Annotated in this window: 13 protein-coding genes, 3 pseudogenes and 1 riboswitch; of the genes and pseudogenes, 8 read left to right on the forward strand and 8 right to left on the reverse strand. The window is 51.2% G+C overall.

The features are described 5' to 3' along the window. Positions 1 to 839 precede the first annotated feature (839 nt). A complete protein-coding gene (locus JGC47_RS18075; protein ID WP_223386256.1) occupies positions 840 to 1,025 on the reverse strand; it encodes a CopG family ribbon-helix-helix protein in 186 nt (61 codons plus the stop codon). Here JGC47_RS18075 and JGC47_RS17355 point away from each other — a divergent pair. Further along, positions 1,004 to 1,468 (forward strand): hypothetical protein, encoded by a 465-nt coding sequence (locus JGC47_RS17355; protein ID WP_080515496.1) that lies wholly within the window; start codon positions 1,004 to 1,006, stop codon positions 1,466 to 1,468. The two genes, JGC47_RS18075 and JGC47_RS17355, sit on opposite strands and share 22 nt — an antisense overlap. Here JGC47_RS17355 and JGC47_RS17360 read toward each other — a convergent pair. Then, positions 1,454 to 2,452: an Rpn family recombination-promoting nuclease/putative transposase gene (locus JGC47_RS17360; protein WP_009351674.1), complete on the reverse strand. Its 999-nt coding sequence runs from the start codon at positions 2,450 to 2,452 to the stop codon at positions 1,454 to 1,456. The two genes, JGC47_RS17355 and JGC47_RS17360, sit on opposite strands and share 15 nt — an antisense overlap. A gap of 411 nt (positions 2,453 to 2,863) precedes the next feature. On the opposite strand from JGC47_RS17360, the gene JGC47_RS17365 reads away from it, so the two are divergent. Continuing rightward, positions 2,864 to 4,894, forward strand: a complete 2,031-nt coding sequence (locus JGC47_RS17365) for a choline transporter (protein ID WP_011167225.1) — start codon at positions 2,864 to 2,866, stop codon at positions 4,892 to 4,894. A 289-nt stretch (positions 4,895 to 5,183) separates the two neighbouring features. Here the strand turns inward: JGC47_RS17365 and JGC47_RS17370 are convergent, their stop codons facing one another. Together JGC47_RS17370 and JGC47_RS17375 are read right to left on the reverse strand one after the other, a co-directional pair. Further along, entirely contained in the window at positions 5,184 to 5,843 is a 660-nt protein-coding gene (locus JGC47_RS17370) for a class I SAM-dependent methyltransferase (protein WP_009351670.1), read from the reverse strand. Between the two features lie 329 nt (positions 5,844 to 6,172). After that, positions 6,173 to 6,757 carry a recombinase family protein gene (locus JGC47_RS17375; RefSeq protein WP_009351668.1) on the reverse strand — a complete coding sequence of 195 codons (585 nt, stop codon included), beginning with the start codon at positions 6,755 to 6,757 and terminating at the stop codon, positions 6,173 to 6,175. Positions 6,758 to 7,752: 995 nt separating this feature from the next. On the opposite strand from JGC47_RS17375, the gene JGC47_RS17380 reads away from it, so the two are divergent. The 3 genes and pseudogenes from JGC47_RS17380 to JGC47_RS17390 form a co-directional block, all read left to right on the forward strand. Beyond that, positions 7,753 to 8,373, forward strand: a complete 621-nt coding sequence (locus JGC47_RS17380) for a ParA family protein (RefSeq protein WP_009351662.1) — start codon at positions 7,753 to 7,755, stop codon at positions 8,371 to 8,373. Between the two features lie 107 nt (positions 8,374 to 8,480). Continuing rightward, positions 8,481 to 8,711, forward strand: coding sequence for a plasmid partition protein ParG (locus JGC47_RS17385; protein WP_009351660.1), 231 nt, complete (start codon positions 8,481 to 8,483; stop codon positions 8,709 to 8,711). A gap of 159 nt (positions 8,712 to 8,870) precedes the next feature. After that, a pseudogene (locus JGC47_RS17390) lies at positions 8,871 to 8,951 on the forward strand (hypothetical protein); the annotation flags it as partial. Between the two features lie 119 nt (positions 8,952 to 9,070). On the opposite strand, the pseudogene JGC47_RS17395 reads toward JGC47_RS17390, so the two are convergent. From JGC47_RS17395 to JGC47_RS17410, 4 genes and pseudogenes are all read right to left on the reverse strand, one after another. Next, a pseudogene (locus tag JGC47_RS17395) lies at positions 9,071 to 9,187 on the reverse strand (IS3 family transposase); the annotation flags it as partial. Between the two features lie 72 nt (positions 9,188 to 9,259). After that, positions 9,260 to 9,337, reverse strand: a pseudogene (locus tag JGC47_RS17400) (IS3 family transposase); the annotation flags it as partial. A gap of 37 nt (positions 9,338 to 9,374) precedes the next feature. Beyond that, positions 9,375 to 9,773 carry a type II toxin-antitoxin system VapC family toxin gene (locus JGC47_RS17405; RefSeq protein WP_223386258.1) on the reverse strand — a complete coding sequence of 133 codons (399 nt, stop codon included), beginning with the start codon at positions 9,771 to 9,773 and terminating at the stop codon, positions 9,375 to 9,377. Between the two features lie 21 nt (positions 9,774 to 9,794). Then, positions 9,795 to 10,040 carry a type II toxin-antitoxin system Phd/YefM family antitoxin gene (locus JGC47_RS17410; RefSeq protein ID WP_009351656.1) on the reverse strand — a complete coding sequence of 82 codons (246 nt, stop codon included), beginning with the start codon at positions 10,038 to 10,040 and terminating at the stop codon, positions 9,795 to 9,797. Between the two features lie 228 nt (positions 10,041 to 10,268). Next, positions 10,269 to 10,396: riboswitch (TPP riboswitch) on the forward strand. Positions 10,397 to 10,539: 143 nt separating this feature from the next. On the opposite strand from JGC47_RS17410, the gene JGC47_RS17415 reads away from it, so the two are divergent. Genes JGC47_RS17415 through JGC47_RS17425 form a run of 3 tightly spaced genes read left to right on the forward strand, consistent with a single transcriptional unit; the run spans position 10,540 to position 12,428 of the window. Then, positions 10,540 to 11,472, forward strand: a complete 933-nt coding sequence (locus JGC47_RS17415) for an FAD-dependent oxidoreductase (RefSeq protein WP_033477759.1) — start codon at positions 10,540 to 10,542, stop codon at positions 11,470 to 11,472. Further along, entirely contained in the window at positions 11,469 to 11,666 is a 198-nt protein-coding gene (gene thiS, locus JGC47_RS17420; protein WP_009351654.1) for a sulfur carrier protein ThiS, read from the forward strand. Before JGC47_RS17415 ends, thiS begins: the two co-directional genes overlap by 4 nt. A 3-nt stretch (positions 11,667 to 11,669) precedes the next feature. Further along, a complete protein-coding gene (locus JGC47_RS17425; RefSeq protein ID WP_009351653.1) occupies positions 11,670 to 12,428 on the forward strand; it encodes a thiazole synthase in 759 nt (252 codons plus the stop codon). Positions 12,429 to 12,443 lie beyond the last annotated feature (15 nt).

The following is a 12,443-nucleotide window of genomic DNA, read 5'->3' on the forward strand; positions in this document are numbered from 1 at the left end:
GCATTTCTCGTTAGTGCATCCGGTGGCTGTCCCCCTGATGACGCGCAAGATCCATCCTGTTTTGCGAAAAATTGTGTTCCTGAAAGAGATATCCCCGGATCGCCTTTCCTTGGTTTGTTTCGTCATTGACGATACATGTGGGTTACTGACATGCGAGGTGATAAGAAAATGGATTAATAATATAACATGCTGATTATTAGTTATTTTTTATCAGAAAAAAGCTTTTTTTAACAATTCACTGAACATACTGCTGGCAGACACGATATTTCACTATCATCCTGGTGAACGCGAACGGCATAATGCCCGCTACGGGGTACAGATTATTTTGCCTGTTTGTTTCCTGTACTGCTCAGTAGCGTCGAAGACAGCGGGCCGGATGCGATTTCTCATGGACTGAGCGTGAGGAGGTGACAGAGCTGTCCCGCGCCAGATTGCGGCAGTCTCAGGGGCCGACATTATGACCCGCCGTTTTCTCTCTGTTGCCTGATGGCCAGGGGAGCCACTGCATCATCTTCCATTCGGTACAGCGTCACATCCCCCTTGCTCCCGAAGCTGACCGGCCATTCCCGGTATGACGGAGGCAGTTCTTCTTCTGGCCGGTCGGAGTCAGGCTGATGAGCGAGGATTTTAACGCTGCCGCGGTGTCCCTGACGGCATTGCGGGCCGCACCGGTATCTCTGGTAGACAAGCGATACGGGGCTGCACATCTGCCAGCGCCTGCGGTGTCCGGATTAGTTGTGGCATTCCGGCGGCTCCACGTGCCGGACCTCTGTGCGCTGAGCCAGCCAGGTGTGCGCTTCTTCCGTCGTAGGGTGAAGACCCGTGCGTTGATATTCCTGTCAGGCAAGGATGGCATCCTGGTGACAGGCCACCCGTTTATCCTCGCGTTCAACGTACCGGGCGATAGCTGCCCGCACGATCCAGTGCGCCGAACGCTGGCGGGCTTCTGCCAGATGCGGAACACGGTCTTTCAGAACGTCACCGAGTTTAACGGATAATTTTCGTGGGAATCCGTCACCAAAAATGTATTCGTGGTGGTGTTGCTAAGGTCAGAACACTTCAGGTCCAAATGAATACCCGCTTCACACCTTCCGCGTTATTCCGGCCCGGCGTGAGAGAAGCTGCGATATGGCGATATCTGGCTGCCTTGTCTAAAGAAAATACATTTAATAAATTTAAAACCGGAGATATTTTCAAAATAGGGATGACAAGGCATGGCGTTCACGCCAGCCAACCATGCACCGGAGTTGGTCAGGAAGAGGATTCCATGCAGATCGTAACAGAGAGAAGGCCAGCGTCCCGGACTTCAAATTTTGAAGCAAAAAAGCTCACCCGGCATGGCCTTCACATTGTTAATGTCGCTACCGTCCGGGCATACTGCCGGGTCAGGTTCGTTAACCATCGTTTTGAATCAAACCCGAACGGTGCGTCAAAAGTTACGGAGAAAAGCCATTCACCGCCGCGATAAGGCTCTGCCAGCCCGGGCGACGCGATCCTTTTCAATCTGTGCCATGTCGTCTTCGGAAAGGCCGGTTAATTCCATCACGATATTGCGGTCGAAACCTTGCTGTAGCATGGTTTGGGCGATCCTCAGCGCGGCTTTATGCTCGCCGTTATGCTCACCTTCAGTTAGCGCTTCAGCTCGTGCTTCGGCCCGCCCCTTCTCGATGCCCTTCTGTTCAAGCTGTTGTGCAATGGTCATCAGTTTGTCCTCGTATTGCGGCACCTTCTGTGCCAGTTTGCGTACAAAGGTTTCGGCGTCAGAGGTTTCGCCTGCCTGCAGCAGATAGTTTATCAATGAAACCAGCTGCTGTCCCGTTATGTGCTCGGTTACCAGCAGGGTGGTCAGGTTGTCCAGCATATCGGCCAGATCGCGACGGTGAATGTGCTTCTGCAACAGCGTCAGCGCCGCCATGCTGCGGTGGCCCATGATTTCATCATCAGGGATAATCGTCACGTCAACCAGCGGAAAATCACCGCCGTAGAGCTTTTCCGCCAGCGCCGGGTCGTCAAACTCATCCAGCCAGCAGGTGGAGTAGGGGTAAGGGCTGCGCCTGCCGGTATAGAACAGCACCGGGATAACCAGCGGCAGCTTTTGATGCCCGGCATCGAGATGGCGCTGCATCGCCGCCACCGCGTAGCGGATAAGCCGGAAGGCCATATGTTTATCCGGCGTCGACTGGTGTTCAATCAGAACGTGAATGTAGGCATCGCCGGTGGTGCTTTGCAGGCTGTACAGCACGTCGCTGAAGTACGGGCGCAGGCTCTCTTCAACAAAGCTGCCTGACTCCAGTTTCAGCGTGTTGAGATCGCAGACGGTCTGCAGATGCGGCGGCAGGTGCAGCCGCATAAAATCCCGCGCGGTATCGGGATGGGTCAGAAACTGTTTAAATGCCAGGTCGTGCGGCGTTGAGGTGGCATTTTTCCCGCCCTTTGATTTCCTTTCAGGCATGTCCTTCTCCGGTGATGGTCATTTTTTCTGCAAAATTATAGCGGACCGCTGCGCGGAATATCTGCTGTTCTGGCTGGAAATATCTTGTCCTTCTGTCGCGATCAGGCATATGGCGACAGCAGGCGTTATCGGATAAATATTACGCGACAAACAACAGCCTCCCTTTTTTTAATTGAATGCGCAATCAATAAAAACTATCATTTATCTTCTTGCTTACGGAACGACGGCTTTCAGGAGGACGTTTGAATAAAAAATAAAAAAAAGAAATCAACAGACTACACTACTGACATCCTGATGGTTCTCCCAGTGTAATTAGCGGATATGCGGCGGATTTTACCCAGTATGCGCTAATGCGCGCTTCGCAGAGCGGACTTCAGTTTTTTCTTCTTGATCATTTTTTCGGATGACATCATGCCAGCGACTGAAATACCAGAAAAGCCACAGAAAGATCGTATTAACCCCGTGGTTTTCTATACCTCAGCAGTACTTATTCTGCTATTTTCCCTGACGACTATCCTGTTTACCGAATTTTCCGATCGCTGGATTAACCGTACCCTTAACTGGGTTTCAAACACGTTTGGCTGGTATTATCTGCTGGCTGCCACATTGTACATTGTATTCGTTATTTTCATGGCCTGTTCACGCTTTGGCTCGATCAAGCTCGGGCCGGAACAGTCGAAGCCCGAATTCAGTCTCATGAGCTGGGCTGCGATGCTGTTCGCTGCGGGGATTGGTATCGACCTGATGTTCTTCTCAGTGGCCGAGCCGGTAACCCAGTATATGATGCCGCCGGAAGGTCAGGGGCAGACGCTGGAAGCGGCCCGCCAGGCAATGGTGTGGACCCTTTTCCACTACGGGCTGACCGGATGGTCGATGTACGCTCTGATGGGCATCGCGCTGGGCTACTTCAGCTATCGTTATGGCCTGCCGCTGACTATTCGTTCGGCGCTGTATCCGATTTTCGGTAAACGTGTTAACGGTCCAATTGGGCATACGGTGGATATTGCCGCGGTGCTGGGTACCATCTTTGGCATTGCCACCACTCTCGGTATCGGCGTAGTGCAACTTAACTACGGGCTTAAGGTGCTGTTTGACGTGCCTGAAGGCCTGACGGCGCAAGCCGGGCTGATCGTGCTTTCGGTGATTATGGCCACGATATCAGTCACTTCCGGGGTCAATAAAGGTATCCGCTTACTGTCAGAGCTGAATGTTCTGCTGGCCTTTGGACTGATCCTGTTTGTGCTGTTTGTTGGTGACACCAGCTTCCTGCTCAACGCACTGGTGCTTAACGTGGGTGACTATATCAACCGTTTTATGGGCATGACGCTGGACAGCTTTGCTTTCGATCGCCCAGCAGAATGGATGAACAACTGGACGCTGTTCTTCTGGGCCTGGTGGGTAGCCTGGTCACCGTTTGTCGGTTTGTTTCTGGCGCGTATCTCGCGCGGACGTACCATTCGCCAGTTTGTACTGGGTACGCTGACCATTCCGTTTATCTTCACCCTGTTGTGGTTGTCGATCTTCGGTAACAGCGCGCTGAACGAAATCATCCACGGTAATCTGGCGCTGGCTCAGGAAACGCTGGCGCACCCGGAGCGCGGTTTCTACAGTCTGCTGGCGCAATATCCCGGCTTCACGTTCAGTGCTTCGGTTGCCACCATCACCGGTCTGCTGTTCTATGTCACATCCGCCGATTCAGGTTCGCTGGTGCTGGGCAACTTTACTTCACGTCTTGCCGACATCAATAATGATGCGCCAAACTGGCTGCGTATTTTCTGGTCGGTGACCATTGGCGTACTGACGATGGGGATGCTGATGGTGAACGGCGTAACGGCGCTGCAGAAAACCACGGTGATCATGGGGCTGCCCTTCAGCTTTGTCATCTTCTTCGTCATGGCCGGTTTGTATAAATCGCTGCGGGTAGAAGATCATCGCCGCGCCAGTGCGACGGTCAATACGCCGCCTGTAACGGTGGACCGCCTGAACTGGAAGCAGCGTATTTCACGCGTGATGAACTACCCGGGTACCACTCACACCCGTAAAATGCTGGATAACGTGTGTCGTCCGGCTATGGAAGAAGTGGGGCGCGAACTGGAGCACCGTGGTGCGAAAGTGCAGGTTAATGAACTGCCTGCCGTGGACGACGAACGTCTGAACCATCTTGAGCTGTTGGTCGATTTAGCCGATGAGCAGAGCTTCCTCTACCAGATATGGCCACAGCGCTATTCTGTGCCGGCGTTTACCTACCGCGCACGCAGCGGTAAGTCTGACTACTTCCGCCTGGAAACTTTCCTGCTGGAAGGTACGCAGGGCAACGATTTGATGGACTACACGAAGGAGCAGATCATCAATGACATTCTCGACCAGTATGAACGCCATCTGACCTTCCTGCATATCCACCGGGAAGCGCCGGGTAATTCTATGCCTTTCCCCGAGGTATAACATTCTTCTCGCCCTTCGGGGCGAGAAACGACTCTTCCAGCTTGAATTGGTCGTTAAAGAGATGACGCATTGAAAAAGTGCGTGTCCCTGTGGTTGGTAAACATTACGGCAAGCGATCGGACAGAATAACGGTTGTGTCGACAACCGTTCATCATTTTATCCCCTTCCCATTAACCTGATTCAGGTAACGGGAAGGGATCGCACAGGATAAAGAGATGTTTTATTTAAAATAAACCCGACCCACTCCACTGCCGTTTGCCTGAGACAGGCAAGGCAGACATTTGAGACTCTATTTTTTTCCTGTCGCTGTAAATACGGCAACAACACCATGCTGTTGGATTTTAACTTGATCAAAATAGTGTTCTAACACGCTTTTTAAATCATCCAGAGAATCAAATTTATTGCTGAAAATACCTTTCTTATTATAAACATTCATTAAATATCGGCCAAAGGCATTGTGTTCAACCCCGCTTCCTAAGATAGTTGCTCCATGGAGCGTTCCCTCTTCAGTTAAGGCTTGTGATGCATTTTCTATCGCTGATGCTTTTTCCTTTATATTCCCCTGTAAACAATGCAGTAAATAATACATTGAAACGCTGTCATATTTATTCTTTTCGCTTTCGGGTAATGGCGTAAATATGTTGTGCTGTAACACATGTTTTATTCTGTGAGCACCAATTCGTTTTTTTGCGGCAGCAAGGCTATTTGGGTTGAGATCCAGGAGGGTTATCGCGTCAGAGCTTTGTTTGGCCTTTGCCAGATAGTAACCGGTGCCAACGCCAATATCTAAATGGCGTTTTGCCATATTCTGCTTAAAGTGAGGAAGAAGTATATTATCAGTATTGCAACGCCACGCGTAGTTGTTGGATATGTTAAGTACCCATGTGTCGTATAGTTTGAGTACGAGAGGGCTGTATATGCTTGCTCCTTTCTCACTTTTGATGTCCATTGGTATTCTTCCTGTAATTAATTGAATATATCATTCTACTTTAAACGATAATCATGAGCAGATAAAGTTCTGTTTCACCTGATTATTTTGTGATTTTATCTTAATGTATCCTTTCGGGATGGCTGTCCCTGATAGCGTACCTGATTATTATGCGCACCGCTATTTAGTTACAACATCCTGCTTTTGTTGCAACATTCCAGTTTGCAACCATTGGAGGCAGGCACAGTAAACGGCTATTGTCACTCTTTTGCATACCGGCAGATACACGGCAATCTGTTCTGAAATGTATTTACCCGTCGCTGTCAGTGATGAAAAGGGACTTTGTCGCTTTAGCTCATCAGGCTGGCAGCTCTCACTCTGAGAATGGTCTGCCGTGTTGTCTTGAACTCACGCGCCACTGCGCTGACGCTCATCCCTGTACTCAGACGAGCCAGAACAGATTGCTTTTGATCATCATTCAGGGTAGGAGGCCGGCCGAAGCGTTTTCCTGACGCTTTAGCACGAGCGATGCCGGAATGCGTGCGCTCAAGCAGCAGATCGCGCTCAAATTCCGCCACAGCGGAAATCACCTGCATGGTCATTTTTCCGGCAGGGCTGGTGAGATCCACACCGCCAAGTGCCAGACAGTGAACCCGAATGTCTGAATCAGCCAGCAGTTCAACTGTTTTCCTGATATCTATCGCATTGCGTCCCAGGCGGTCGAGTTTGGTGACAATCAGCACATCGCCCTCTTCCATGCGATCAAGCAGCTTGATAAAACCGGGACGCTCACTGGCGGCAACCGAACCGCTGATGTGTTCCTCAATCAGACGCTGAGCTTTAACGGAAAAACCGGCCGCTTCAATCTCACGGCGCTGATTATCCGTATTCTGTTCCAGCGTGGATACACGACAATAGGCGAAGACTCGTGACATGGTGACATTTTCTGTACGGAATAGGGGTATGAATTATAATGCATGTCCGAAATGAAATACACTGACTTTCAGACACGCCACCACAGCGATGTACTAAACCGACCATTTTCGTACATAAATATCTGGCGATACATCGATCGCTGGTAATTTATTTATGCCCCTATCGTCCCTGACCACTTCCAGAACGCTGGCACCGCCAAATTCCTTCACCACCTTCTGCGGCACGTTATTTCCTTTCCACAGGATTACCGGGGCATAAATATCCGCCTTATGGCTATTTTTGTTAAACATCGGTTGAAGAGCTGGAGACCCTTGTGGCCATCACAGGCCATCGACAAGAAGTTGACGACTGAAATCCGCAAAAACCCGACGGGTAAATACAAGTGGGTGCATGAGGTCGCGGCCAGAGGGAAGCGTACGGCATCTTCAGAGCTGTGAGGTTTCGTCCAGACGGCCCCGCTTCGCTCGTTATCCCCGGTACCTTTCTGTTCGGTGCAAGCCACAGATCCATGGCAAAAACCGGAGACGCCGCTAATGCAGCATCTGGCATTCATCCTTGTGCGCTTCGACGCAGGAACGCAGCACGGCATGAATGCGTGTCTGGTAACGACCGGTATGCGCTGAAGAATGCCAGCACGTCGGCATCAATACGCGATGTGACCTGCTGCTAAGGTTCGGGAAGCCTGTCTGATGTCGCCCGGATGGTATCAGCCAGGGGGGGGGCGTCGCCGTAGTCTGTCCGGTCATCAGGCATTGCTTTCAGAGCAGCCAGTCGTGTTTTCTGCTCGTCGGTCACGACGGGCGGCTGGTGCAGATCAACAGTTTGCCTGACGGTTTTTTTTCGCTCATGCTCATTCACACAAAAACTCAAATGAGTATGTGAGTATAATCTCATTTGAGTTTTTGTGTGTATTCATCTTTACTCACCCCGAACAATATGCAATCATATATACACATAAGAGTAAATGAGTATATACTCAATTGAGGTTTTGAGCATGAAAGTGATTTCTTTTCTAAATCCCAAGGGCGGTTCAGGTAAAACAACTGCTGTTATTAACGTTAGTGCTGCAATGGCGCGCGCAGGGTACAACATTGCGGTTGTTGATACCGATCCACAGATGAGCCTGACCAACTGGAGCAAAACGGGTAACGCAGCATTTGACGTTTTCACCGCAGCTTCGGAAAAGGATGTTTACGGGATCAGGAAGGATTTAGCAGAATATGATTTCACTATAGTTGACGGTGCTGGCTCTCTGTCAGTGATCACATCAGCAGCAGTTATGGTCAGCGATCTTGTGATTATTCCTGTAACACCAAGTCCGTTAGATTTCTCGGCCGCAGGGAGTGTTGTAACGGTTCTTGAGGCTCAGGCATATAGCCGAAAAGTCGAGGCGAGATTCCTTATCACCCGTAAGATTGAACAAGCCACCATGCTCAAAGTCTTGAAGGAAAGTATCAAAGACACAGGCGTTAACCCTTTTCGAACAGCAATTACCCAGCGTCAGATATATGTGAAATCCATACTGGACGGGGAAAGTGTGTTTGAGTCAAATGATGGTGCAGCTAAGGGTGAGATAGAAATGCTTACTAAAGAGATAGTTAGTCATATTGAGTAATGACTCATATACTCTTATACACATAAGCTCATACGCTCATAAGTGTATATACACAAAAGCTCATATACTCATTGCATCACCAGTGTAATTATTTTGGGAGTGATATTATGGCACTTGAAAAAAACCATACCAGCAGTAAAAAAATGACCTTCGGGGAACATCGAGATCTGGACAAAGTTGTCGATAGTCCGCTTCCTTCTGGAAAAAGTAAGCGTGTAAACGTCAACTTTAACGAAGAAAAACACACTCGCTTTAAAGCGGCTTGTGTAAAAAATGGTACATCCATCACTGATGTAATTAACCAACTTGTTGATAACTGGCTTACAGAGCATGAATAATTATTATGTCGTCATTGATATTTTATACAGACGAAACACACGCTGTAGCCGTGTCACCATCCCGCATAATAGTACTATTCACTTTTAGAGATCTTCCGGCATACTGATTATATCCCCTGAGGAGAACACCCTGCCTACAGCCCGACCACCAAACACCAGATCATCGCCGTTCTGAAGTCCGTCGAAGCTGGCAGAACGGTGGAGGATGTCTGCCGTGAAGCAGGCATTTCAGCTACCACGCTCGCGATCACAAAAGAGTGCACCGGATATACTGCCTGCTGAAGCCGAATTTTCGCCGTTCACGTTGCCATACGTGACTCATCTCATGAATGAAAAGGTTAGGCTGGCCCACTTGTGACCATGGAGGAGAGGCCAACATCCATAACGCTGGCCGCTTCAGCCTCAGTGTAACTTTGATCAACAACCAGCTGCGCGGATTCGCGTTTCAGCTCTGAGCTGAAATTTCTTCTTTTCATTGGGGTGCCTGCGATGTTCTGAGGTGAGCATATCACCTCTGTTCAGGTGGCTACATTCAGTGTGCCACTACAAGCAACGGAATAGCCACGCTCCGTAATTTGACGGACAGCTTCTTCCTTAAATTCAGGTGTAAATCGTGGTGTACCCATACGTTCCTCCTCTGCTCAAACAATAGGGCAAGATCGTCTACCGGGGCGGGGGCAGTCCATACTTATTGGGAATGATAGTGATGTAATCACTGACAAACTCAATCAGCTTACTGTCACTCGTTATCAACGGCACCTTGTTATGCTTCGCCTGAGCCACTATGAGACGATCAAAAGGGTCTTTGTGTCGTTTCTCAGGTAAGTCAGCTACAATCAGCGTATGCTCGCTTTTAACGGGTATTTCGAGCAAGCCTGCGTTAAACAAGCCGTTCCTGAACTCTTCAGGGCCTACATCAAAATCAGGCTTATTCAAACCGCTTTTAATGACCACTTCCCATATGCTGGCAGCGCTGAAGCAGAGGGTCAGATCAGCGTCTTCCAGTAGTGCTACAACGTTCTCAGCAAGTCTTTCTGGCTCATAGGCCATGAACAAGAGAATGTTGGTGTCTACAGCAAATCATTAAGAGTATTTTCCTTCAAACATATCCTGTATTTCATTGCTGTTCAGGTTGTCAAAATCAGCCGGAACACTACCTTTTCCTTTCAGGAAGCCTAACTTGCGCTTAGGTTTCTCTTCCTTGTAGGCAATTACTTTCACTAAGGCATGGCCGTTGCGAGCTATCAATACTGTCTCCCCCGTCCGGGCTACCTCTTGAACTATCCTGGACAGGTTAGTTTTGGCATCGTAGATGTTAACCTTTTCCATAAAGCACACCTCTTATTGAACACATATTAATCACACGCGCACTTGTTGGTCAGGTAAAGTTGGTTAGATCAAGGTTATATCTTACTCAGGATGAGCCTGTGCCGAATTCCGTGTAAATGCCTTTTCTCAGAAGTGACCGCCCAGGCGATCACCTTCAATACGGCGGCAGTTACACAGAATTATTTACAGGGTCCGACTTGACGGCAGACCACCGGGTAAAATACAACTAGTTCCTGTCAGGGGAGTCTCGCCAGAGAGACTGAGAGGCTGAGAGGCTGATAGCGATTTTCGCGGCTTAGCGACCCTTAGAACCTGACCCAGCTGATACTGGCGTAGGAAGACTCGTATCTTGATAACCGCTGAAGATACCTGCCGCGAGGGCATGCCCGACACCGCCCCGCCTTTTTCCCCTTTCCTGTATCACGGGTCTCCGCATGTTTTGAGAGGCTTACGTGACAACATCCACAGCTTTTATCCGGTCGCCGGGAAACCACACATCATGAGCCGCTGGTCAGTGATTGGCGATGGCGTTACCGGGCTTTGTGTCGCCACCTTACTCGCCGAACGGGGTGAATCACTGGAAGTGATCACCGATGAGCACCGTCAGCCGGCATCACACTGGGCAGGCGGCATGCTCGCGCCCTGGTGTGAAGGAGAAAGCGCGCCGCCAGAGGTGGTTGAACTTGGCCAACGCTCGGCACCGTGGTGGTGCGCTCACGTTGACGGCGTGGAACATCGTGGCACCCTGGTGGTGGCTCCGCCGCGCGATGCCCCCGAACTGACGCGCTTCGCCCGCATGACGCATGCCCATCAGTGGGTAGAGCCTGGTACGCTGGAACCGGACCTGGCAGGACGCTTTGCCCGTGGCCTGTTCTTTGCCGGAGAAGCTCACCTCGATCCACGCAGCGCCATGCAGCAACTGCGCAAGAAATTACGGCGAGCTGGCGTCAACTTTCACGGCGGGCAGCCGGCCGGCCGGGCGATTGACTGTCGCGGCATCCACGCGGCGGCCCAGATGCCCGGCCTGCGGGCCGTACGCGGCGAAATGCTGATCCTGCACAGCGATGACCTGCGCTTCTCACGCCCTGTCCGCCTGCTTCATCCCCGCTTCCCTTGCTACCTGGTGCCGCGTGCGGAAGGGCATTTTATGCTCGGCGCCACCATGGTGGAGAGCCATGACAGCAGCCCAATCAGCGCCCGCGCCATGATGGAACTGCTGAGCGCGGCATACGGCATCCACCCGGCTCTGGCAGAGGCGCGGATAGTTGAGAGCGGTACCGGGCTGCGTCCGGCCTTGCCTGACAATATCCCTGATATTCGCCATCGCAACGGCACCTGGTATCTCAACGGCATGTACCGCCACGGATTTCTTCTCGCGCCGGTCATGGCGGAAAAACTGATGCAACAACTGACGCAGGAAAACCTGATTTGAAAATTCAACTCAACGGCAGTTCGATCGATACCCACGCCCGTACCCTGGCGGAATTACTGCATGAACGGCAGATTGATGCAGGCTGTATTGCCAGCGCCGTCAACGGCCAGTTTGTGCCGCGATCGCAATACGATTCACAACCGCTTACCGAAGGTTGTGCACTGGAAGTGCTGGCACCAATGCAGGGGGGCTGAACGATGTTTTACGACTTTGTGCCGCAATCCCGTTTTTTACTCGGCACCGCCGGTTACCCCTCACCGCAGATCCTGCAACAGGCCATAGAGGCTTCGGGCAGTGAAATTATTACCGTCAGCCTGCGCCGCGAAGGCAGTCAGGGCGGGGCATTTCGCGCGCTGTTGACGCAGCTGAACAAGCGGGTTTTACCCAATACGGCGGGCTGTCACACGGTTAAGGAGGCGGTGACCACGGCTTATATGGCGCGCGAGCTGTTTAATACCCGCTGGATAAAACTGGAGGTGATCGGTCATGCCGACACGCTGCAACCTGATCCATTTGCCCTGGTGGAAGCGGCACGCATTCTCTGCGCCGACGGGTTTCAGGTCTTCCCTTACACCACCGAAGACCTGATCCTCGGCGAAAAGCTGCTTGAGGCGGGCTGTAAACTGCTGATGCCGTGGGGCGCGCCGATTGGCTCCGGGCAGGGGCTGCGCAATATTGAGGGGCTGCGTTCCATGCGTTCATGGTTTAAAGATATTCCGCTGATTATTGACGCGGGGATCGGTGCGCCAAGTCAGGCCGCACAGGCGATGGAGATGGGTTTTGATGGCATCCTGCTGAATACCGCCGTGGCCAGGGCACAGGACCCGTTAGGCATGGCGCAGGCGTTTGCCTCAGCCATTCGCGCGGGTTATGACGCACGCAGCGCGGGGTTGATTGAGCGGCGGGATATGGCGACAGCCTCAACGCCGATCTTTGGTATGGCGCAGTTTAGCTAACAGGAGTCGAAAACC

Source organism: Erwinia amylovora, assembly GCF_017161565.1.
In the GTDB taxonomy this organism is placed as follows: domain Bacteria; phylum Pseudomonadota; class Gammaproteobacteria; order Enterobacterales; family Enterobacteriaceae; genus Erwinia; species Erwinia amylovora.